The sequence below is a fragment of the Streptomyces inusitatus genome (assembly GCF_014651115.1).
GTDB classification, from domain to species: domain Bacteria; phylum Actinomycetota; class Actinomycetes; order Streptomycetales; family Streptomycetaceae; genus Streptomyces; species Streptomyces amakusaensis.
Genome location: NZ_BMWG01000004.1, coordinates 249,980 through 270,416 on the forward strand (window position 1 = coordinate 249,980; position 20,437 = coordinate 270,416).

22 protein-coding genes and 1 pseudogene are annotated in these 20,437 nt (G+C 70.2%); 14 read left to right on the plus strand and 9 right to left on the minus strand.

Annotation, left to right across the window (positions count from 1 at the left end; all coding sequences use genetic code 11):
• Window positions 1–12 precede the first annotated feature (12 nt).
• The 9 genes from ybeY (at window position 13) to era (ending at window position 7,790) form a co-directional block, all read left to right on the plus strand.
• The gene (gene ybeY / locus IE247_RS10570; protein WP_190122727.1) at window positions 13–510 is read left to right on the plus strand and encodes an rRNA maturation RNase YbeY; all 498 of its coding nucleotides are present in this window, start codon (window positions 13–15) and stop codon (window positions 508–510) included.
• Entirely contained in the window at window positions 507–1,805 is a 1,299-nt protein-coding gene (locus tag IE247_RS10575; RefSeq protein WP_190122728.1) for a hemolysin family protein, read from the plus strand. Before ybeY ends, IE247_RS10575 begins: the two co-directional genes overlap by 4 nt.
• Window positions 1,802–2,155, plus strand: coding sequence for an MmcQ/YjbR family DNA-binding protein (locus IE247_RS10580; protein WP_190122729.1), 354 nt, complete (start codon window positions 1,802–1,804; stop codon window positions 2,153–2,155). The genes IE247_RS10575 and IE247_RS10580 overlap by 4 nt, the downstream gene beginning before the upstream one ends.
• Before the next feature lie 156 nt (window positions 2,156–2,311).
• On the plus strand, window positions 2,312–3,010 hold the full coding sequence (locus tag IE247_RS10585) for a hypothetical protein (RefSeq protein WP_190122730.1): 699 nt from the start codon (window positions 2,312–2,314) through the stop codon (window positions 3,008–3,010).
• Window positions 3,011–3,066: 56 nt separating this feature from the next.
• Window positions 3,067–3,429, plus strand: coding sequence for a cytidine deaminase-like protein (locus IE247_RS10590; RefSeq protein ID WP_190122731.1), 363 nt, complete (start codon window positions 3,067–3,069; stop codon window positions 3,427–3,429).
• A gap of 222 nt (window positions 3,430–3,651) precedes the next feature.
• On the plus strand, window positions 3,652–4,131 hold the full coding sequence (locus IE247_RS10595) for a hypothetical protein (RefSeq protein ID WP_190122732.1): 480 nt from the start codon (window positions 3,652–3,654) through the stop codon (window positions 4,129–4,131).
• A gap of 192 nt (window positions 4,132–4,323) precedes the next feature.
• Window positions 4,324–5,691: a WxL domain-containing protein gene (locus IE247_RS10600; RefSeq protein ID WP_190122733.1), complete on the plus strand. Its 1,368-nt coding sequence runs from the start codon at window positions 4,324–4,326 to the stop codon at window positions 5,689–5,691.
• Window positions 5,692–5,748: 57 nt separating this feature from the next.
• Window positions 5,749–6,807 carry a WxL protein peptidoglycan domain-containing protein gene (locus tag IE247_RS10605; RefSeq protein ID WP_190122734.1) on the plus strand — a complete coding sequence of 353 codons (1,059 nt, stop codon included), beginning with the start codon at window positions 5,749–5,751 and terminating at the stop codon, window positions 6,805–6,807.
• A 29-nt stretch (window positions 6,808–6,836) separates the two neighbouring features.
• A complete protein-coding gene (era, locus tag IE247_RS10610) occupies window positions 6,837–7,790 on the plus strand; it encodes a GTPase Era (RefSeq protein ID WP_373305537.1) in 954 nt (317 codons plus the stop codon).
• 33 nt (window positions 7,791–7,823) lie between these two features.
• On the opposite strand, the gene IE247_RS10615 is transcribed toward era, so the two are convergent.
• A complete protein-coding gene (locus tag IE247_RS10615) occupies window positions 7,824–8,090 on the minus strand; it encodes a protealysin inhibitor emfourin (RefSeq protein ID WP_190122736.1) in 267 nt (88 codons plus the stop codon).
• 76 nt (window positions 8,091–8,166) lie between these two features.
• Window positions 8,167–9,246 carry a M4 family metallopeptidase gene (locus IE247_RS10620; RefSeq protein WP_190122737.1) on the minus strand — a complete coding sequence of 360 codons (1,080 nt, stop codon included), beginning with the start codon at window positions 9,244–9,246 and terminating at the stop codon, window positions 8,167–8,169.
• 294 nt (window positions 9,247–9,540) lie between these two features.
• Here IE247_RS10620 and leuA point away from each other — a divergent pair, with 294 nt between their 5' ends.
• Window positions 9,541–11,310: a 2-isopropylmalate synthase gene (gene leuA, locus IE247_RS10625; protein ID WP_190122738.1), complete on the plus strand. Its 1,770-nt coding sequence runs from the start codon at window positions 9,541–9,543 to the stop codon at window positions 11,308–11,310.
• Between the two features lie 256 nt (window positions 11,311–11,566).
• Window positions 11,567–12,262, plus strand: a complete 696-nt coding sequence (locus tag IE247_RS10630; RefSeq protein ID WP_190122739.1) for a TerB family tellurite resistance protein — start codon at window positions 11,567–11,569, stop codon at window positions 12,260–12,262.
• A gap of 28 nt (window positions 12,263–12,290) precedes the next feature.
• Here IE247_RS10630 and IE247_RS10635 read toward each other — a convergent pair whose 3' ends face one another.
• The 3 genes from IE247_RS10635 to IE247_RS34205 all read right to left on the minus strand — a co-directional run bounded on the left by IE247_RS10635 (window position 12,291) and on the right by IE247_RS34205 (window position 13,474).
• Window positions 12,291–12,713 carry a Rid family hydrolase gene (locus IE247_RS10635; protein ID WP_190122740.1) on the minus strand — a complete coding sequence of 141 codons (423 nt, stop codon included), beginning with the start codon at window positions 12,711–12,713 and terminating at the stop codon, window positions 12,291–12,293.
• Between the two features lie 92 nt (window positions 12,714–12,805).
• On the minus strand, window positions 12,806–13,069 hold the full coding sequence (locus tag IE247_RS10640) for a hypothetical protein (protein ID WP_190122741.1): 264 nt from the start codon (window positions 13,067–13,069) through the stop codon (window positions 12,806–12,808).
• A gap of 183 nt (window positions 13,070–13,252) precedes the next feature.
• Window positions 13,253–13,474: a hypothetical protein gene (locus tag IE247_RS34205; protein ID WP_229868995.1), complete on the minus strand. Its 222-nt coding sequence runs from the start codon at window positions 13,472–13,474 to the stop codon at window positions 13,253–13,255.
• Between the two features lie 16 nt (window positions 13,475–13,490).
• Here IE247_RS34205 and IE247_RS10645 point away from each other — a divergent pair, with 16 nt between their 5' ends.
• On the plus strand, window positions 13,491–14,438 hold the full coding sequence (locus tag IE247_RS10645) for a hypothetical protein (RefSeq protein WP_229868997.1): 948 nt from the start codon (window positions 13,491–13,493) through the stop codon (window positions 14,436–14,438).
• Here the strand turns inward: IE247_RS10645 and IE247_RS10650 are convergent.
• From IE247_RS10650 to IE247_RS10665, 4 genes and pseudogenes are all read right to left on the minus strand, one after another.
• A pseudogene (locus tag IE247_RS10650) lies at window positions 14,420–15,379 on the minus strand (serine protease); the annotation flags it as partial. The gene IE247_RS10645 and the pseudogene IE247_RS10650 overlap by 19 nt on opposite strands.
• Before the next feature lie 263 nt (window positions 15,380–15,642).
• A complete protein-coding gene (locus IE247_RS10655) occupies window positions 15,643–17,094 on the minus strand; it encodes a S28 family serine protease (RefSeq protein ID WP_190122743.1) in 1,452 nt (483 codons plus the stop codon).
• Between the two features lie 356 nt (window positions 17,095–17,450).
• A complete protein-coding gene (locus IE247_RS10660; protein WP_190122744.1) occupies window positions 17,451–18,092 on the minus strand; it encodes a DUF1326 domain-containing protein in 642 nt (213 codons plus the stop codon).
• A 305-nt stretch (window positions 18,093–18,397) separates the two neighbouring features.
• Window positions 18,398–19,285 carry an RNA polymerase sigma-70 factor gene (locus IE247_RS10665; RefSeq protein WP_190122745.1) on the minus strand — a complete coding sequence of 296 codons (888 nt, stop codon included), beginning with the start codon at window positions 19,283–19,285 and terminating at the stop codon, window positions 18,398–18,400.
• A 161-nt stretch (window positions 19,286–19,446) separates the two neighbouring features.
• Between IE247_RS10665 and IE247_RS10670 the strand changes: the two genes are divergently transcribed.
• Both IE247_RS10670 and IE247_RS10675 read left to right on the plus strand, forming a co-directional pair.
• Window positions 19,447–19,929 (plus strand): carboxymuconolactone decarboxylase family protein, encoded by a 483-nt coding sequence (locus IE247_RS10670; RefSeq protein ID WP_190122746.1) that lies wholly within the window; start codon window positions 19,447–19,449, stop codon window positions 19,927–19,929.
• 34 nt (window positions 19,930–19,963) lie between these two features.
• Window positions 19,964–20,365: an SgcJ/EcaC family oxidoreductase gene (locus IE247_RS10675; protein ID WP_190122747.1), complete on the plus strand. Its 402-nt coding sequence runs from the start codon at window positions 19,964–19,966 to the stop codon at window positions 20,363–20,365.
• The last annotated feature ends 72 nt before the right edge of the window (window positions 20,366–20,437 follow it).

Here is a 20,437-nt window from a genome sequence, read left to right on the forward strand (position 1 = left end):
GGTAAAAGCACCATGTCGATCGACGTCAACAACGAATCCGGGACCGAGGTCGACGAGCGGTCGATCCTCGATGTCGCCCGTTACGCCCTCGCCCGGATGCGCATCCACCCGCTCTCCGAGCTGTCGGTGATCGTCGTGGACGCCGAGGCCATGGAGCAGCTGCACCTCCAGTGGATGGATCTGCCGGGACCGACCGATGTCATGTCCTTCCCGATGGACGAGCTGCGTCCGCCGGTCAAGGACGACGAGGAGCCCCCGCAGGGCCTCCTCGGCGACATCGTGCTCTGCCCCGAGGTGGCGAAGCAGCAGGGCGAGCAGGCCCCGACGGGGCACTCCATGGACGAGGAGCTTCAGCTGCTCACCGTCCACGGAGTGCTGCATCTGCTCGGTTACGACCACGAGGAGCCCGACGAGAAGGCCGAGATGTTCGGCCTCCAGGCGGCGATCGTGGACGGCTGGCGGGCCGAGAAGGGCTTCACCGGCCCCTCCCCGGCGCCGACCGTCTCATGAGCGCCCCCCTGGTTCTCGGCGCGGTCGCGCTGGTCATCGTCGCCTGGCTGGCCGCCTGTGCCGAGGCGGGCATCGCCCGCGTCTCCAGCTTCCGCGCCGCCGAGGCGGTCCGCGCGGGCCGGCGCGGCGCGAGCCGGCTGGAGCAGGTCGCCGCCGACCCCACCCGCTATCTCAATGTCGCCCTGCTGGTGCGGGTCGCCTGCGAGATGGCGGCCGGGGTGCTCGTCACCTACGCCTGCCTCCAGGAGTTCCCCGAGACCTGGGAGGCGCTCGCCGTCGCCATCGGCGTGATGGTCCTCGTCTCCTATGTCGCCGTCGGCGTCTCCCCGCGCACCATCGGCCGCCAGCACCCGCTGAACACCGCGACCGCGTCCGCCTATGTGCTGCTGCCGCTGGCCAGGATCATGGGCCCGATCCCCCAACTGCTGATCCTCATCGGCAACGCGCTCACCCCCGGGAAGGGCTTCCGCAAGGGCCCCTTCGCCAGCGAGGCCGAGCTGCGGGCGCTGGTCGACCTCGCCGAGCAGGAGTCCCTGATCGAGGACGACGAGCGCCGCATGGTGCACTCCGTCTTCGAGCTGGGCGACACCCTCGTACGCGAGCTGATGGTGCCTCGGACGGATCTGATCAGCATCGAGCGGTACAAGACGGTCCGTCAGGCGCTCACCCTCGCGCTGCGCTCCGGCTTCTCCCGCATCCCCGTCACCGGGGAGAGCGACGACGACATCGTCGGCATCGTCTATCTCAAGGACCTCGCCCGCAAGACGCATGTCAACCGCGACTCGGAGTCCGATCTGCTCTCCACCGCGATGCGCCCCGCGGTCTTCGTCCCCGACACCAAGAACGCCGGGGACCTGCTGCGCGAGATGCAGCAGAAGCGCAATCACGTCGCCGTCGTCATCGACGAGTACGGCGGCACCGCGGGCATCGTCACCATCGAGGACATCCTTGAGGAGATCGTCGGCGAGATCACCGACGAGTACGACCGGGAGCTGCCGCCCGTCGAGGATCTCGGCGACGGCCGCTACCGGGTCACCGCCCGGCTCGACATCGGCGACCTGGGCGAGCTGTACGGCCTGGACGAGCTGGACGACGAGGATGTGGAGACGGTCGGCGGACTGCTCGCCAAGTCCCTGGGCCGGGTCCCGATCTCGGGCGCGAGCGCCGTGGTCGACCTGCCGGACGGACGCGCGCTGCGGCTGACCGCCGAATCCTCGGCCGGCCGCCGGAACAAGATCGTCACAGTGCTGGCGGAGCCCGTCGAGGCCCGCGCGGAGGGGGAGCACGCGGCATGAGAGCGCGACAGCTGAGGGCGTTCTGTCTGGACTTCAACGACGCGGTCGAGGAGTTCCCGTTCGGCCCGGAGACCTCGGTCTTCAAGGTCGCGGGCAAGATGTTCGCCCTCAGCGCGCTCGACGGCGAGCCGCTGACGGTCAATCTCAAGTGCGAGCCGGAGATCGCGGAGCGGCTCCGCGCCGACCATCCCGAGATCGTCCCCGGCTGGCACATGAACAAGCGCCACTGGAACACGGTCACCATCGGCGGGCTCCCGGCCAAGATGGTCCGGGAGCTGATCGAGGACTCCTACGACCTGGTGGTGGCCGGTCTCCCCAGGGCGGAGCGCCTCCGCCTCGACCGCCCCTGAGGCCGTCCCCGAGTGCGAGCGGCCCCGGTGGTATCACCGGGTGCTGCCGCCCTCGATGGCGGTGAGATCCCGATTTATGTGTACTCTCCTCCAGTCCAGCAGGGTGGGCGGAAGAGGCTCCCCGGCAGCAACATCCATCAGGGAGTCACCACTTTCATGCGTGCCCGTATGCGCCGCGGCGTCGCCGCCGTCCTCACCGCCTCCGCCCTCTCGCTGACGGCCGCCGCCTGCGGCGGGTCCGACTCCGGCTCCGACGGCGACAAGAAGGCGAAGGACTCGGCCGCCAAGCCGCTGACCGCGGCCCAGATGAAGGCCGGTCTGGTCGGCGTCAAGGACCTCCCCGCCGGTTACAAGGTCGGCGAGGAGACCGCCGACGACGAGAAGTACACGGCGGACAAGAAGGAGTGCCAGCCGCTGGCCGACTTCCTCAGCCAGAAGATCGCCGGGGGCACGGACGGCGGCTCCGCCGACTTCGAGAGCGCCGACCAGAGCAGCATGGTCTCCCAGAACATCGTCACCTTCCCCGGCGCGGGCGCGACCGACTACGCCAAGAAGCTCTCCACCGCGCTGGACGCGTGCAAGGGCTTCGGCGTCGGCGAGGGCGACCAGAAGATGGCCATGACCATCGAGAAGCTCTCCGCCACCCCCAAGGCCGGCGAGGAGTCCCACTCCTTCCGCATGAAGACCGAGATCAAGTCGCTCTCCCTGAAGTTCGAGACGAACTTCCAGGTCGTGCGCCAGGGCACCGGCATCTCCCGGGTGCTCCACGTCCCGGCCGACGCCTCCGGTCACAAGGACTTCGACGAGCTCGCCAAGCGCGTGGGCGAGAAGTTCGTCAAGGCCGTCCAGAGCTGATCCACCCGGGCCGGGGCCCCCGCGTACGCGCCGGGGCCCCCGCCTATGCTCGGGGCATGACGCAGAGCACCGATTCCGGCGACCTCGGCCCCGAGGACCGCAAGATCATCACGCTGGCGCGCAGCGCCCGCGCCCGCAACGGTGTGCCCGAGGGCGCGGCCGTGCGCGACGAGACCGGCCGCACCTATGTGGCGGGCACCGTCGCCCTGGAATCCCTCGCGCTCAGCGCGCTCCAGACCGCCGTCGCCATGGCCGTGGCCAGCGGCGCGCGCTCCCTGGAGGCGGCGGCCGTCGTCTCCGAGGCCGAGACCGCGTCCGACGCGGACCGCGCGGCGGTACGCGACCTGGGCGGGCCGGACACCCCGGTGCTGCTCGCCGGTCCCGACGGAGAGCTGAAGTCGTCGGTCACCGCCGGCTGACCCCTTCGCCCACCCCCTCCCGATTCCGGTACGGCGCAAGAATCAAGCTGCCTTGTCTTGCAATCGCCGCCCGGGTGCGCCTCAATGACGCAGCCGCCTCCGTGAGCGGTCGCCTCCGTCCGCCCGTGCTGCCCGGGTGCCCCTGACCCGGTGCGGGCCGCCGTCGTGCGAGCCCCGGCGGCGGCCGCCCATCCATCCCTGAACGGGAAAGGGGACTTCCCCATGCGAGGCAGCGGTCCACTGATCGGCACGGCACTGACGGCGGGGACACTCGCCGCCCTCTCCCTCGTCTTCGCCCCGGCCGCGGCGGCGGTCACCCCCGGCACGGCACAGGCCTCCTACGACTGTGGATCCTGGGGCGGCGGTACGGCGACGCTCACCGCCACCCAGAACGGCACCTCGGCCACGATCACCATCAACTCGGCGGTGACCACCCCGGTCGCCGTCGCCAGGGACACCATCAGCTCGACGCTCACCCTGGCGAAGCGCGGCGGCGGGACCGTCACGTTCACCGGCAAGAGGAATCCCGCGCTCGCCGCCAACTCGGCGGTGACGATGGGGCCCCTGAGCGGCACGGTGGCCGCCGGGAACAGCCTGGACTCGTACTTCGCCGGGACCGCCCTGTCGATGACGATCTTCGGCTTCCCGGTCGGCTGCGACGCGCTCACCTCGCAGACCCCGGGCCCGTTCGTCTTCAACTGAGCCGTACCCGCTCAGAAAGCCACCCAGCCACCCAGCCAGCCGGGCGGCGGTGCGCGCGACGCCCGCCGCCGTCCGGCCGGACGACCCCGCCATTATCTGATGGGCCATCAGTCGACGGGTCCCGGCTCCCTTGACTTCTCGCCCGGCCCGCCCGTCAATGGCCCCCCGCGACTCTCCGAAGGGGGCACCCCGATGGCCTCAGCCGACCGAGCGGCCGCCGCGCGAAAACCAGCCTCCCGCCGTGGCGGCGCCCCCCGCCGGGCCGTCGCACTCGGCGCGCTCGCGCTCGTCATGGGGACGACGGCCCTCGCCGCGCCCGCACAGGCGCGGAGCGCCGCCGACGGCGCGGTGACCTTCGCGACCCGCTGTGTGCCCCCGCCCGTCGCGGGCATCCCGCCCATCCAGGGCACCACCACCGCCGAGATCACCGTCGACACAGCGACCCCCCGGGTCGGCGACACCGTCACCGTCACCTACAAGGTCGCCAAGCCCGCCGCGAGCAACCCGGTCGACCTGGCGCTCCCCGCCGACATCATGACGCCGAGCGGCGAGGTCGCCCTCGGCGGGGCGCAGAGCGGCAAGCTCACCGTCACCGGCCCCAAGAAGAACCCGCCCGTCCCCGGCAAGGGCGAATTCCCGCCGTTCTCGATGACCGGAACCTTTAAGGTCACCGCGCCCGGCTCGATCACCCTCTCGCCGGGCGACTACAACATCCACACCAGCTACATCATGGAACTCGACACCCCCTGCGCGGTCAGCACCCCGCCCGCGCCCGTCTCCCGGACCATCGTCGCGAGCGGGGAACCTGGAGCCAATGAGCGCGCCATCGCGCTCGCCACCGCCTCCGGCAAACCCGGCGACCGGGTCACCGTCACCGGAACGAGGTTCACCCCGCTCACCGAGATCACCCTCGCCGGCCGGGCCGGTCAGGCCCAGACCGCCGACAGGCTGACCTTCACCTCCGACGCCGAGGGCGGCTTCACCGGCCGCCTCAAGGTCAACGACAGGGCGACCACCGGAATCGTCGCGTACGAGGGCTCCGCCTGGTCGGCCGAGAAGGGCGCGGGCCCGGCCGCGTACACCGTCACCGACGACACCCCGCTGCCCAGGGACAGTCAGAAGCTGACCGCGTCCGTCACCGCCGGTGAGCTGTCCATGTCCCAGGAGGGCGACACGGTCCGGCTCTCCTCCGTCGACTTCGGCACCGGCGGGGGAGCCGACGGCGATCTCCGCACCATCACCGTCAAGGACTTCCGGGGCGGCCCGGCCGGCTGGTCCCTCACCGGCAGGGTCACCGACTTCACCGGACCGTCCGGCGGCGAGATCGACGCCGGACGGCTCCACTGGGTCCCCGCCTGCACCACGAAACAGGGCAGCCCCAGCACCTGCGAGGCCGGTTCCGAGGGGGCCGTCGGCAGCGCGGGCGCGACCCTCGCCTCCGCCCCGGACGCCACACTCACCGGCGGCGAGTTCACCGTGGACGCCTGGGTGTCGCTGAAGGTCCCGGCCTACACCGCCCCCGGGACCTACTCCGGCGTACTCACCCTCACGCTCACCTGACCGCCCGGCGGGCGGGCGCGCACCCGGCCCGCCCGCCCGCTCCCGGGAGCCGCCCCCATGCCCGTACCGCGCCGCCCCGCGCTCCCGGCCCCGCCCGGCCGCCCGCCCGCCCTCGCGCTCGTGCTCGGTCTCGCCCTCCTCGCGACCCTCCTCACGGCGCTCGGCCCACTGCCCGCCACCGCAGCGCGCGCCGCCGACAACGGCGAGTGGTCCGTCTTCCCCGCCGCCTCCCGGCCGGACGGCGGACGCCCCTACTTCCATCTCTCCGCCGACCCCGGCCACTCCGTCACCGACCGGGTCACCGTCGCCAACAAGACCGCCGCCCCGCTGACCTTCCGGCTGTACGCGGCCGACGCCTACAACACCGCCCGCGACGGCGGCTTCGCCGTGCGCTCCCCGGACGAGCGCCAACGCGGCGTCGGGGCCTGGGCGAAGCCCGCGCGGCAGCGGATCACCGTCCCCGCGCGCTCCTCGGTCACCGTGCCCTACACCCTCACCGTCCCCGAGTCCGCCGAACCGGGCGACCACGCCGGCGCGCTCGTCGCCCTGGACGAGCGCCTCGCGCCGCCGTCCGGCGCGGTCGCCGTCGGGGTCCGCCGGGCGGTGGGCGCGCGCGTCCACCTCAAGGTGACCGGGCCCGCCGTCCCCGCCCTCACCGTCGAGGACGTACGGATCACCCAGGACCGGCCACTGGTGCCCGGCACCGGCGAGAGCAGTGCTCTCATCTCGTACACCCTCCACAACCGGGGCAATGTGACCCTCGGCCCCGAGGTCGTCCTCAAGGCCGAGGGCCTCTTCGGCCGCGATCTGCTCAACCGGCGGCTGACGAGGGTCCCCTCCGAGCTGCTGCCCCGCCAGCGGATCCGTCTCACCGAGCGCTGGGCCGGCTCCCCCTGGCTGGAATGGGGCGAGATACGGCTGACCGCGAGCGCCGGACGGTTGCGGGAATCCGCCGGCGCCTCCTTCCTCGCGCTGCCCTGGACGGCAGCCGCCGCGCTCGCCCTCGTCCTGGCGGGAATCGCCCTCCGGATACGGAAACGAGTACGGAAACGAGTACGGGAAGGAGTACGCGAGCGCGTACGGGCACGGCGCGCCGGGACCCCGGCGAGAGCCTGACGACACGAGGGCGTCCGGCATCAGCGACAATGGGCGGCATGAGTGTTCGTACCCCGTCCTCCGAGCCCGCCGCCCACCGGGCCGGCTTCGCCTGCTTCGTCGGCCGCCCCAACGCGGGCAAGTCCACCCTCACGAACGCTCTCGTCGGTCAGAAGGTGGCGATCACCTCCAACCGGCCGCAGACGACCCGCCACACCGTGCGCGGCATCGTCCACCGCCCCGAGGCGCAGCTGATCCTGGTGGACACCCCCGGTCTCCACAAGCCGCGCACCCTTCTCGGCGAGCGCCTCAACGACGTCGTGCGCGCCACCTGGGCCGAGGTCGACGTGATCGGCTTCTGCCTGCCCGCCGACCAGAAGCTCGGCCCCGGCGACCGCTACATCGCCAAGGAGCTGGCGGAGGTCAAGAAGACCCCCAAGGTCGCGATCGTCACCAAGACCGACCTGGTCGACTCCAAGGCCCTCGCCGAGCAGCTCATCGCCATCGACCAGCTCGGCCGTGAGCTGGGCATCGAGTGGGCGGAGATCATCCCGGTCTCCGTCGTCGGCGAGAAGCAGGTCCAGCTCGTCTCCGATCTGCTGGTCCCGCTGCTCCCGGAGGGCCCCGCGCTCTACCCGGAGGGCGACCTCACGGACGAGCCCGAGCAGGTCATGGTGGCCGAGCTGATCCGCGAGGCCGCGCTGGAGGGCGTCCGCGACGAGCTGCCGCACTCGATCGCGGTGGTGGTCGAGGAGATGATCCCCCGCGAGGACCGCCCGGCGGACCGGCCGCTGCTGGACATCCACGCCTATCTGTACATCGAGCGCCCCAGCCAGAAGGGCATCATCATCGGCCCCAAGGGCAAGCGCCTGAAGGACGTCGGCACCAAGTCCCGCAAGCACATCGAGGCGCTGCTCGGCACCCCGGTCTTCCTGGACCTGCACGTCAAGGTGGCGAAGGACTGGCAGCGGGACCCCAAGCAGCTCCGCAAGCTCGGCTTCTGAGGCCCGGCGGTGGCGCGTGACCGTCGCGGACGGTCACGCGCCCTCCCTCAGCACCCGGGAGAACAGCTCCCGCTGCTCGTCGGTGAGCCGGGGGTCCGAGCAGTACACCGTGTGCCCGTCCACCGTCAGCTCATAGCCGAACCCGTCCGGAACGCCCGCCGGGGGAGCCCCGGCGGCGTCCGCGAGGGCCCGTTCGGCCAGCGCGCGCCATGTCTCCGCGTCGGCCCGGTCCAAGGTCTCCACCTCGGCGTATCGCTCGATCCCGGCGAAGCCGCCGGTACGTCGTACCTGGATGCGCATGGCTTCCGTTCTAGTACGGATCGGCCCGGGGCGGAAGCCGGATCCACCCCGGGCCACCCGGCCGTGGAACAAGCTCTCAGTTCGTCGGCACCTTCACCGTCGACCACGCCTTCAGCACCGCCTGGAGCTCCTCGCCGTCCCCGTAGCGGGCCCGCGCGGACTCCACCGTCAGCCGGGCGAACTCGCGGAACCGCGCGTTCGGCGACAGCTCGCCGCCGGTGAGGGTGTCGAACCAGATCTGACCGGCCCGCTCCCACGACTTTCCGCCCAGCTCGGTGGCGAGCAGATAGAAGGCGTGGTTGGGGATGCCGGAGTTGATGTGCACCCCGCCGTTGTCCCGGCCGGTACGGACATAGCCGTCCATGGTGGCCGGCTGCGGGTCCTTGCCGAGGACGTCGTCGTCGTACGCCGTCCCCGGGGCCTTCATGCTCCGCAGCGCCACGCCCGTGACCTCCGGGCCCAGCAGCCCCGCCCCGATCAGCCAGTCGGCCTCGGCGGCGGTCTGGCCGAGGGTGTACTGCTTCACCAGCGAGCCGAAGACGTCGGACACCGATTCGTTCAGCGCGCCCGACTGGGTGAAGTACTCCAGGTTCGCTGTGTACTGGGTGAGGCCGTGCGCCAGCTCGTGCGCGATGACGTCGACCGGGATGGAGAAGTCGAGGAAGAGCACCCCGTCCCCGTCGCCGAACACCATCTGCTCGCCGTCCCAGAAGGCGTTCGCGTACTGCCGGTCGTAGTGGACGCTGGCGATCAGCGGCAGCCCCTCGCCGTCGAGGGAGCTCCGGCCGTACGACTTCAGCAGCAGCTCGAAGGTGGCGCCGAGCCCCGCGTACACACGGTTGACGGTCGCGTCCTGCCCGGGCTCCGAGCCCTCCTCGCGGACCTTCTTCCCGGGCAGCAGGGTGCGGTTCTCGCAGTCGTAGACCGTCCGGTCCGGCTCCTCGGGGCCGACCGCGGCGGCGGAGGGGGCCGCGGCGCTCAGCCCCCGTACGGTGGTGATCCGCCGCCTGGTCCGGTTGGCGGCGTCGAGTTCCAGGGTCCGCTGGGCGAGCGTGGCGATCGCGGTGTCCGCGCCCCGGGCGAGGGTGTCCAGGACATGCGGCGGGATGATCGTGCAGAAGACGGGATGCCGGGAGCCTGCGTGGGTGTTTGCCATGAGCGGCAATGTGGCATCGGGTCACCCTCCTGTCACTGGTTGCCACGATGATTAGTGAAATAGAGTGAAGTATCCCGGTTGGCCGAATACAATCGACATCCCGCATAGTGATACGACACGGTGGGCCGGGGATTCCTCGGTTAGGCTGCCTCGCATCATGCGTTTCGGGCTGCTTCTTCTTAGCTGCCGCGGCGAGGGCCTGTAGTCGTAGGCCGACTCCCTCCCCGCGGGATCTGGTGCTGCTTCGAAATCGTCGGCCGTCCACACCTTTGGACCCCGAGGAGCCCTGCGCATATGTCTGAATCGTCCGTCGGTCGCCCCACGCCCATCACCAACGCGACCCACACCCAGAAGCCGTCCGGCATGCCGATCCACAAGTACGGCCGGTACGAGGCCGTCGACATCGCCGACCGCACCTGGCCGGACAACCGCATCACCGCCGCCCCCCGCTGGCTCTCCACCGATCTGCGCGACGGCAACCAGGCCCTGATCGACCCCATGTCCCCCGCCCGCAAGCGGGAGATGTTCGATCTGCTGGTACGCATGGGGTACAAGGAGATCGAGGTCGGCTTCCCCTCCTCCGGCGAGACCGACTTCGCCTTCGTCCGCTCCATCATCGAGGACGGCGCGATCCCCGAGGACGTGACGATCTCCGTACTGACCCAGGCGCGCGAAGAGCTGATCGAGCGCACCGTGGAATCCCTGCGCGGAGCCCACCGAGCCACCGTCCATCTGTACAACGCGACCGCGCCCACCTTCCGCCGGGTCGTCTTCCGGGGCTCGCGCGAGCAGGTCAAGCAGATCGCCGTGGACGGCACCCGGCTGGTCGTCGAGTACGCCGAGAAGCTGCTGGGCCCGGAGACGGTCTTCGGCTACCAGTACAGCCCCGAGATCTTCACCGACACCGAGCTGGACTTCGCCCTGGAGGTCTGCGAAGGCGTCATGGACGTCTGGCAGCCGGAGGCCGGCCGCGAGATCATCCTCAATCTGCCGGCCACCGTGGAGCGCTCCACGCCCTCCACCCACGCCGACCGGTTCGAGTGGATGAGCCGCAACCTGTCCCGCCGTGAGTACGTCTGCCTCTCCGTGCACCCCCACAACGACCGGGGCACCGCCGTCGCCGCCGCCGAGCTGGCGATCATGGCCGGCGCGGACCGGATCGAGGGCTGCCTCTTCGGCCAGGGCGAGCGCACCGGCAACGTCGACCTGGTCACCCTGGGCATGAACCTGTTCTCCCAGGGCGTCGACCCGCAGATCGACTTCTCGCAGATCGACGAGATCCGCCGCACCAGCGAGTACTGCAACCAGATGGAGGTCCACCCGCGCCACCCCTACGCGGGCGACCTGGTCTACACCGCCTTCTCCGGCTCCCACCAGGACGCCATCAAGAAGGGCTTCGACGCCATGGAGACCGAGGCGCGGGCCGCCGGCAAGAGCGTGGACGACCTGGAGTGGAACGTCCCGTACCTGCCCATCGACCCCAAGGACGTCGGCCGCTCCTACGAGGCGGTCATCCGGGTCAACTCGCAGTCGGGCAAGGGCGGCATCGCGTACGTCCTGAAGAACGACCACAAGCTGGATCTGCCCCGCCGGATGCAGATCGAGTTCTCGAAGATCATCCAGGTCAAGACCGACACCGAGGGCGGCGAGGTCACCCCCGCCGCGATCTGGTCGGTCTTCCAGGACGAGTACCTGCCCAACCCGGAGAACGCTGCGGCTCGATGGGGCCGGGTCCAGCTGCGCTCGGGCCAGTCGACCACCGACACGGACGGTATCGACACCCTGACCGTCGAAGCGGTCGTGGACGGCGTCGAAACCGTGCTGTCGGGGTCCGGGAACGGTCCGATCTCCGCCTTCTTCGCCGCACTGGGCGCGGTGGGCGTCGACGCCCGGCTGCTGGACTACACCGAGCACACCATGAGCGAGGGCGCGTCGGCCCAGGCCGCCTCGTACATCGAGTGCGCCATCGACGGAAAGGTGCTGTGGGGTATCGGTATCGATGCCAACACCACCAGGGCATCTCTGAAGGCGGTCGTCTCCGCCGTCAACCGCGCCAGCCGCTGAACCGGGTTCTCTTCGCCGCCGTGCCCCTGGCACATCCAGCCGTGGATGTTCCAGGGGCACGGCCCGTCGCGCCGTGAATTCCCCCTGCCGACAGCCGGAATCCGGGTGTGGTTCGCGGGGATTTCGCCGGTGGACCGGATGGCGGGTAATCAGCCATGTGCCGATGTCCTGCCGCCCGAGTGCTGACGGCACCCTCGTCATGTGGCTAACATCACGTCAACGCGGGAATGTTGCCGGAGCGTTACGGAGGTGCGCGGTGCGCGCAGGCCGGGGTTTGTTTGGCCGAAAGCTGCTGGTCTGCGGCATTCACACATCCTGGAACACGGTGGGGGACGGCGAGTTCTTCTGCCCGGACTGCGGCGGCGATCGCAACTACCGCCGCCGGACCGGCCGCCGCCGTTTCACCCTCCTCGGTGTTCCGCTGCTGCCGCGCGGCGCCGCGGGCCCGGTCGTCGAATGCGCCTCCTGCCACGGCCACTTCGGCATGGACGCCCTCGACCACCCCACCACCGCCCGCTTCTCCGCGATGCTCCGGGACGCCGTGCACACCGTGACCCTCGCGGTCCTCGCCTCCGGCGGCACCGCCTCCCGCCAGGTCAGGGAGACCGCCGTCGCCACCGTCCGCGCGGCCGGCCTCCACGACTGCACCGAGGACCAGCTCACCGGCCTCATCGAGGCGCTCGCCGCCGACACCGGCCGCTTCGTCACCGACGCGGGCCCCTACGGCGCGGCCCTGGCCATCGAACTCCACGAGGCACTGGAGCCGCTCGCTCCGCACCTGGCCCCGGCCGGCCGGGAGTCCATCCTGCTTCAGGGCGCCCGTATCGCCCTCGCGGACGCCCCCTACAGCCCCGCCGAACGCGAAGTCCTCGCCACGGTGGGCGCCGCCCTCCAATTCCTCCCGGCCGACACCGACCGCCTTCTCTCGACCGCCCGTACGCCCTCGCCCTGAGGGCTGAGGCGTCTGAGGCGTCTGAGGTCTACCGCTCGGGTCTCACCTCGTCGAGGACGGCGTCGACCTCCACCTCGACGAGCCAGTCCGGATCGATGAAGCGCGAGACCTCGACGAAGGTGGTCACCGGGCGGACCGCCGCGAACCGCTCCCCGTGGGCCCGTGCGGCTTCCCTCCACCGGGTCACGTCCGTGAGCATGACGCGAGTCCGCACGACATCCCCCAGTGATGCCCCCGCCGCCGTCAGCGCCGCCTCCGCGATGTCCAGGCATCTGACGGTCTGGGCATGGACGTCGCCCCGCCCCACGGTCGTCCCGTCGTCCCCGATGGGGGCGGTTCCGGCGACCGCGACATGCGCCCCCTTGCGGACCGCCCGGGAGAACCCGATGTCGGGTTCGAGCGGCGACCCCGAGCTGACGGTCTGGCGGGCTGTCCGGTGAATGGATTCCATCACCCCATGATCCCGGAGTGCCCTGTTCCTGAGGCGAGTTCTACGGGTTACAGGCCCCACGGGTTCTACGGGTTCTACGGGTCCTACGGGTTCTAAAGAGGTGCCACGCCGAACGGCAGCAGAAGCAGCAGCACCGTGGGAACGACCCCGGCGAGCAGCCCCGCCGCCGACTTGGCCCGGTTGATCCCGCTGACCAGCCCGAGGATTCCGAAGGTGACGGCCAGGGGACCCAGGGCGAAGGCGAGCGGAGCCACACCGAAGGCGTAGAGAGCCAGGCACACCAGGCCGATGACGCCCAGCCCGAGGGAGACGCCTCCGTAGAGACCGGCGGGACCGTCTGCCGCTTTGTCAGTCATGGCGAAACCCCTGCATTAATCCATGTTCACCCTGCATGTAAAGCCCTGTGCGCGAGGTGAAAATTACATTTGGGTGACATGATCACCACTCCGGCGATCATGTTAGCATCCCCGTCTGTTCCGGTCGCTCGGGCCCCCATCCGCTTACTGCGGGGCCCTGCTGACGGGACTGAATGACAGGAATCATGGGGGGAAACAAATGAAGAGCTTTTCAGTGGCGAAGATATCGGCCCTGGTGCTCGCTCCAGCCGTAATGGTGACGTCGGGAATCGCCCCGGCGGCCTCGGCCTCCGACATTGAGAAGAACGCCGATTCGGTGGCGTTCTCCCTTTCGGCGCTCACAAACGGCGAGACCCGGAAACTGGATTCGTCCGCCGCGCGCGGCACGTCGGCCGGTGCGCCCAAGGGGACGGACTTCGGCGTGGAACAGGCGAAGTCGGGCGAGAGGGCCGTGGTCGACCGCTCCAGTCTGGAGCAGGGAATCGCGGTTTCGTACGGCGGCTCGTTCGTCGATCTGTCGTGGCGCGCGTACGCGCCGGACGCGCGGTACGCGGTGACGCGGGACGGGCGCGAGGTGGCCGTCCTCCCCGCCGGTGTGTCCTCGTTCCGCGACACGAACGTCGTGAAGGGCGCCGAGTACGACTACCAGGTGGCCCCCGTGCTGCCGAAGGGCGGCCACGCCGAGGCCCGCCTCTGGGGAGTGAAGGCGGCCGTCCCCGAGTCGAGTTCCCGTGACGGGCTCCGGCGCGCGGCCTCCGAGCGGGTCGCGCTGGCTGCGGCGGCGAAGACCACCACGCTCTCCTGGATCACCTTCATCCCGCAGAAGAAGATCGACGCGCCGCCGGCCGGCTGCTCGTACAAGAAGGGCTACCAGTTCGGCGGCGACGGGCGCGGATACGACTGGAAGTCGAGCAAATACCGGTCCGCTCTCCACGCGACCGTCACCTGGAGCAATAAGAAGGTCGTCGGCAATAAGTCGATGGGTTCGACGACCGTCTACAAGAAGAGCAGTGGAAAGAAGGTGGCGACCAAGACCGCCACCGACAAGAAAATGGAAGCCAAGAAGCTCGGCAGCAGCGGCAGCAGCGTCGACATCCGTATGAAGATGCTCGCCCAGAACCCCTTCTGTAGCGGAATTCTGGGCATCAAGGGCGGAATCGATGGCGCCTTCACCATCAATATGACCAAGGGCGGAAACTGGACCATCCGCTCCGGCAAGCACCGTCTGATGCCCAACCACCACATCTACATCTACAACGGCGGCAAGGTCACCAACGTCTACCAGCGCGGGTACGCCTCCGTCACGTGCCTGATCGGCAAGGCGACCTGCTCCGAGGCCGACCTCACCGGCTACCGCGGCAAGTTCTGACGCGGCCCGGGGGCGCCCGGTGCGACCCGCTTCGCACCGGGCGCGACCCCGGCCCACCGCAGGAGCTTCGCGGTGGCCGAAGCCCTGTCCCGCTCGCTCAGATCCCTGATGTGGGCGTAGTGGTCCGCTCCCGGGGCCGTCAGCACCGCGCTGTCCCTCGCGCCCCTGCCGAGGCGGTACGGCTCCGCGCTCCACGGGTCGTACTCGCCGTTCACGAAGAGCATCCGCCGGGCGCTGTCGCGCACCCAGCGGTCGATGTCCGCCATGGCCTTCGGCTTGAACGTCATCGGGATCCCGCGCGGCACGAAGGTGCGCGGCGGCTGGTACGGATACCGGGTCAGCCCCTTGAGGTGCGCGGGCGTCCGCCGCGTGGGGGAGCCCAGCTCGGTCCCGGCCTGGTACTCGTAAGCGAAGTCGGTGAGGTTCTGATCGGCGAACGTGCTCAGCTTCACCAGCCCGTTGAGCGTCTCGTACAGCCGCTGGTCCGTGAGGGCCGCCGGGTCGGGCAGCGCTGGACGGCCGCCCTCCGGCGGCATGGCCCAGTAGTTCCAGGACACCTCCCGCACCACGGCCTCGTACGCCTTGTCCAGCGAGCCCACGGTGGTGAAGGTCAGTCCCTCGGCCGCCGCCTCGGCCGCCAGCCGCCGTTCCATCGCCTCCCGTCTGATCAGCCCCTCCCGCTCCAGAGCCCGCAGCCCGGCGCGCTGCTCGGCGGTGCCGACCCGCTCGAAGAACCGGTCGTACGCCGAGTCCTCGTCGTTGTCGACATCGTTGGGGGCGACATAGGCGACCACACCGTCCATGTCGTCCGGGTGGAAGCGCTCGTAGAAGGTGGCCGTCATCCCGCCCTTGGAGTTGCCGGTGGCGATCCACTTCTTGGGGTAGATCTTCTTCAGCGCGGTGAACAGCCGGTGCTGGTCGTCGGCGGCCTGCCGGACGGTGAGCTTCGACGCCGGTCGCGCCGGCCGCTGTCACGGTGCCCGCCAGCACGGCCAGGGACACGAGTCCGGTCAGCGTCTTGCGCTTATGTCTCCTCGTGGTGGATGTACGCACCTACGGACGTCGGCGTACGCACCCGAGTTGAGAAGACCGGCGGCCAGGGAGATCAACCGGCCTGAAAAGAAGGGCGGGTCGGCTTGAAGCGGCCCCTTCCGGACCTCCTTCCCACCGACCCGCCCACCCGCCCGCTCAGGGGCGATGATGCCTACGGAAGCCGCAGCACCCGGTCCCGCTGACCGTCCCTGCGGTCCAGCTCAGGGCTGAACGCACCCAGCGGCTTCGCCTTCGACGGGTCCTTCAGCACGGACCTGGGCGCGACCCCGGCCCACTTCTGGATCTTCGCGATGGAGAGCGTCCGCTCCTTCTTGGGCAGCCCGGCCACCTCCGCGCCGTGGTTGGCCTTGGGCACGGTGAAGACATAGCTGTCCTTCGCGCCCTTGCCGAGACGGAACGGCTCCGCGCTCCACGGGTCGTACGAGCCGTTGACGAAGAGCATCTGCCGGGCGTTGTCCCGCACCCAGCCGCCGACGTCCGCCATCGCCTTCGGCTTGAACGTCATCGGGATGTCGCGCGGCACATACGCGCGCGGCGGCAGGTCCTCGTAACGCGCCAGGTCCTTCAGATGCTTGGGCACCTTGATCGTCGGCGCGCCCAGCTCGGTGCCGGCCTGGTAGTAGTACGGCGTGAACGGTTCGAGGTTCGCGTCGCTGGCCCCGTCGACCCCGCCCAGCTCCAGCAGCGCGGTGTAGAGCCGGTCGTCGCTCAGCTTCTTCGGCGAGGCGGGGATCGCGTCGCACGCCTCGACCCCCGAGTACTGCCAGAAGCCCCAGGGCATACCGAGGATCGCGCCCTCGTACGCCTTGGCCAGTGAGCCCACCGTCTTGAAGGTCGCGCCGGTCTCGGCCGCCGTGGCGGCGAGGCGCTTCTCCATCGGCCCCCGGCGGACCAGCGCCTCGCGCTGGATGCCCTTCAGCAGGTCCCGGCACTTCTTGGTGCCGACCGTGTCGAAGAACTTGTCGTACGCCGAGTCCTCCTTGTTGTTCACGTCGTTGGGCGCGACATACGCGACCACGCCGTCCATGTCCTTGGGGTGGAAGCGCTCGTAGTACGAAGCGGTCATGCCGCCCTTCGAGGCCCCCGTGGAGATCCACTTCTTGGTGTAGATCTTCTTCAGCGCGGTGAACAGCCGGTGCTGGTCGTCGGCCGCCTGCCGGATGGTGAGCTTCGACCAGTCGGCGGGCTTCGGCCGCGACGGCGGGAAGAAACGGTGCTCCAGCGAGACCTCATTGCCGTCGATGATCTGCGCCGGCTCCGAGCGCTCCGGGTTGGGCCACAGGAAGTAGCCCGAGGTGTGGAAGACGGTGGGGCGGCTGGTGTCCTTGTGCAACAGGGTGAACTGCTGCCGGAAGGTGCCCTTGCGCGGGTTCTTGTGGTCGATCGGCTGTGCGTAGCTGAGCGTGAAGAAGCGGTGCTTGCCGACCTTCTCCTCACTGATGAACTTGATCCCCGGTATCGCCAGCAGCCGGCTCTTGATGTCCGCCGCCTTCGCCTGGCTCCCGACGGGCCGCTCCGGCACCTCGGCCGCGTGGGCCCCGGCCGCTGTCACCGTGCCCGTCAGCAGGGCCAGGGACACCATTCCCGTGAGCGTTCTGCGCATGCGCTGTCCTCCCCATGGATGCATCTACGACCGGGGGGACGGCGGAACGCGCCGGATGGTTGAGAACCAGGTGTGTGACATGGGCAACTCAACGGACCTCTGGACAGGGCGGGATGACGCACCGTCTCCGGCGGCGGCGCCGCGTCCGCCAGCTCGGCGGGCACCCTCCGCCGCAGAAAGCGCAGCACCGGCAGCGAGGTCTCCCGGTGGACGCCCTCGAACCCGCGCCAGTCGTCCATGGCCGCGCCCTCCCCTCCTCCGCATCGATCCACATCCTGTCTGTGTCCGGACAACGCGACTTCTTGCAGACCGGACGGGACCGATGCGCTCAGGAGCGGGGGCGGGAGCAGGAGCCGTTACGCCTCCGGCCGCCAGTCGAACGGGAAGTGCTTGCTCGACCCGCCCCGGTACTCGCGCGAGAAGTCAAACCCCTCCGCGCGGTCCTCACTCACCACACCCCACGTCGCCACCTGCCCCGGCCCGACCTCCGCCCCCGGCGCGTTGATCAGCTGCACCCGGCGCGTGGGATCCGACGTCGGCCCGGTCAGCGCCTTCGCCCCCACACTCACCTTGTCGGACACACTCGCCCGCCAGTACGCCAGATCCGGCGCGGCATCGAAGCGGATCGGCGCGTACGCCACCTCCCGCACCTCACTGATCAGCGAGCCGAACTTCCCCGGCCACCCGCCGACGTTCCCCCGGAAGATCTCCTCCAGCGCGTCCCGCTGCTCCCGCGTCCCCTTCTCGTCTATGTAGAACATCGCCTTCATCGTGGCGTCGGGGTCCCCGACCCACATGTTCCCCGCGAACTCCCCGAGCGCCACGATCCCGAGGCCGTCCAGGCGCACATCCCCGAAGTGCCCCTCATGGATCTGCCACACGAGCGTGAACAGACACCCGCCGTCCGTCGGAGCCTGCGCGAAGGTGCAGGGGCAGGGCATCGAGCAGCTGCACACGTCGAACCACTCGCCCTTGAGGTGCCAGTTGGTCTCGGTCATCACGGTTCCCTTCTCTACATACCCCGATGGGGTATGTGCCTATGGGAACGGTAGCCCGGCGTTCGCCGCTGCGTCAATTACCCCTGGGGGGTATCCGATTGAGTCTGCGGGTCCGGTGCGCGGGTCCGGTGGTCGGGGTACGGGTCCGCTCCGGGCCCGGGTCCGGGACTGCTTTCCTCACCGCGCTCCGCGCGAGCTGCGCCGCTTTACGTCCCGGCCCCGGTCCCTGCGCGGCCCCTTCGCGTGTACGTCGCCCCCCGGGGCCGTTTGTGACCGCACATCAGATCTCCCCCGAGCCCACGGCTTCACCGCCTCACAGCGGTCTCCCGGCCGACGCGTGACAGCTTCTCGGGATTGCGCACCGCGTAGAGCCCGGTGACGAGCCCGCCGTCGATACGCACCGACATGACCGTGTCGATCCCGCCGCCCCGCCGGAGGACCAGCCCCGGGCCGCCGTTGACCCGGGCCGCCCCGAGCGACATCGCGCCGCCGATCCCGCCGAGCACCCTGGCCACCCTGTCCGCGCCCACGACCGGCGAGAGCGCGGCCCGTACGACTCCGCCGCCGTCGGTCAGCAGGACGACGTCCGGCGCGATCAGGCCGAGGAGCAGCCGTAGATCACCCGTTTCGACGGCCTGTTGGAACGCCGCGAGCACACGGCGGGCCTCGGCGGGGGAGACCGCCTCGCGCGGACGGCGGCGCGCCGCGATGTGCGCCCGCGCCCGGTGCGCGATCTGCCGGACCGCCGCCGGGGACTTGCCGACGGCCGCCGCGATCTCGCCGTACTCAAGAGCGAACACCTCGCGCAGCACGAACACCGCCCGCTCGGTCGGCGCGAGAGTCTCCAGTACGAGCAGCATCGCCGTCGAGACGCTGTCGGCCAGCTCCGCGTCCTCGGCCACATCCGGCGCGGTCAGCAGCGGCTCGGGCAACCAGGGCCCGATATACGTCTCCCTGCGCCTGCGGAGCGTGCGCAGCCGCCCCAGCGCCTGGCGCGTCACCACCCTGACCAGGTACGCACGCTGATTCCGCACCGATCCGAGATCGACGTCCGCCCAGCGCAGCCATGCCTCCTGAACGACGTCCTCGGCGTCGGCGGCGGAGCCGAGCATCTCGTACGCGACGGTGAACAGCAGTGCCCGATGAGCGAGGAACGCCCCGGTGGCCGCCGTGCCCCCCGCGTGTTCCCCCATGGCCGCCGCCCCCCTTCGCCGTGTCACGCACACAGGACGCCGGTCCCGGCCGCCCTGTGACACCCGTGACCGGTGGTCCACGTCACACCGCCGCGCTGTCACAGGACCCGGGCGGCCGGCATCCCGTGTTCGTCATACAGATCTGCGAATGAGGACGAACCATGGAACCCCGTATGAACCTGTTCGCCAGTGGACTCGGCACCAGGATCGCCAAGCGCGTCTACGCCGTCAGCCTCGCGATCCAGGAGTCCCCCCTGCCCGAGTCCACCCGGGAACTGGTCCAGCTCCGCGCCAGCCAGATCAACGGCTGCGGCTACTGCGCCGACATCCACGCTAAGGACGCCACCGCCGCCGGTGAGACCCCGGCCCGCCTCCACCTCCTCGCCGCCTGGCGCCACTCCACCGTCTTCACCGACCCCGAACGCGCCGCGCTGGCCCTCACCGAGGAGGGCACCCGCATCGCCGACGCCGCCCAGGGCGTCTCCGACGAGACCTGGGCCCGGGTGCGTGAGCACTACGACGACGACCAGGCCATCGCCCTCGTCTCCCTGATCGCCATGATCAACGCGACCAACCGGCTCGGCGTGATCCTGCACCACCGGGGCGGTTCCTACGAGCCCGCCGAACTCGCGACCGGGTCTTGACCTCAAGTCCGCTTCGGGTACCAGGGTGATCCGCATGGACACCAGAACCGCAGACACCGCAGACATCAAAGCCATCGGACAGGTCGTCGCCACGGTCGAGCGCACCCAGCGCGCCAAGGACACCGAGGGCTTCCTCGCCCTCTTCCACCCCGACGCCCTCTGGACCACCGGCCACGGCAAGGTCCTGATCGGCTTCGACACGATCGCCGAGTTCACCCGCTCCGTACTGCCGACAGCCAGTTGGGACGGCGAGATCACCTACGAGGTCGTGCACACACAGTTCCTCCGGCCCGACGTCGCGGCCGTCAAGGTCCGGCAGCTCTACCGCTCACCGGAGGGCGAAACGGAAGGCGCTCCGCTTTACATCATGACGAAGCAGGACGACGGGAGGTGGCTGCTGCACGCCTGCCAGAACACCGGCGTGCAGGCTGAATAGAACCGCCGGGGCGCGGGCGGACCGCACTCGGTCCGGCCGGTGCCGAAAGGCCCGCGCCCCGGGCGTCAGGCC

Coding starts and splice junctions, on each gene's coding strand:
- IE247_RS10600 (WP_190122733.1), top strand. CDS start 4,324: ATGGCCTCAGCCGACCGAGCGGCCGCCGCGCGAAAACCAGCCTCCCGC.
- IE247_RS10605 (WP_190122734.1), top strand. CDS start 5,749: ATGCCCGTACCGCGCCGCCCCGCGCTCCCGGCCCCGCCCGGCCGCCCG.
- IE247_RS10665 (WP_190122745.1), bottom strand. CDS start 19,285: ATGGGGGAACACGCGGGGGGCACGGCGGCCACCGGGGCGTTCCTCGCT.
- era (WP_373305537.1), top strand. CDS start 6,837: ATGGGCGGCATGAGTGTTCGTACCCCGTCCTCCGAGCCCGCCGCCCAC.
- IE247_RS10580 (WP_190122729.1), top strand. CDS start 1,802: ATGAGAGCGCGACAGCTGAGGGCGTTCTGTCTGGACTTCAACGACGCG.
- IE247_RS10675 (WP_190122747.1), top strand. CDS start 19,964: ATGGACACCAGAACCGCAGACACCGCAGACATCAAAGCCATCGGACAG.
- leuA (WP_190122738.1), top strand. CDS start 9,541: ATGTCTGAATCGTCCGTCGGTCGCCCCACGCCCATCACCAACGCGACC.
- IE247_RS10575 (WP_190122728.1), top strand. CDS start 507: ATGAGCGCCCCCCTGGTTCTCGGCGCGGTCGCGCTGGTCATCGTCGCC.
- IE247_RS10585 (WP_190122730.1), top strand. CDS start 2,312: ATGCGTGCCCGTATGCGCCGCGGCGTCGCCGCCGTCCTCACCGCCTCC.
- IE247_RS10615 (WP_190122736.1), bottom strand. CDS start 8,090: ATGCGCATCCAGGTACGACGTACCGGCGGCTTCGCCGGGATCGAGCGA.
- IE247_RS10640 (WP_190122741.1), bottom strand. CDS start 13,069: ATGACTGACAAAGCGGCAGACGGTCCCGCCGGTCTCTACGGAGGCGTC.
- IE247_RS10635 (WP_190122740.1), bottom strand. CDS start 12,713: ATGGAATCCATTCACCGGACAGCCCGCCAGACCGTCAGCTCGGGGTCG.
- IE247_RS10595 (WP_190122732.1), top strand. CDS start 3,652: ATGCGAGGCAGCGGTCCACTGATCGGCACGGCACTGACGGCGGGGACA.
- IE247_RS10670 (WP_190122746.1), top strand. CDS start 19,447: ATGGAACCCCGTATGAACCTGTTCGCCAGTGGACTCGGCACCAGGATC.
- IE247_RS10620 (WP_190122737.1), bottom strand. CDS start 9,246: ATGGCAAACACCCACGCAGGCTCCCGGCATCCCGTCTTCTGCACGATC.
- IE247_RS10660 (WP_190122744.1), bottom strand. CDS start 18,092: ATGACCGAGACCAACTGGCACCTCAAGGGCGAGTGGTTCGACGTGTGC.
- IE247_RS10655 (WP_190122743.1), bottom strand. CDS start 17,094: ATGCGCAGAACGCTCACGGGAATGGTGTCCCTGGCCCTGCTGACGGGC.
- ybeY (WP_190122727.1), top strand. CDS start 13: ATGTCGATCGACGTCAACAACGAATCCGGGACCGAGGTCGACGAGCGG.
- IE247_RS10590 (WP_190122731.1), top strand. CDS start 3,067: ATGACGCAGAGCACCGATTCCGGCGACCTCGGCCCCGAGGACCGCAAG.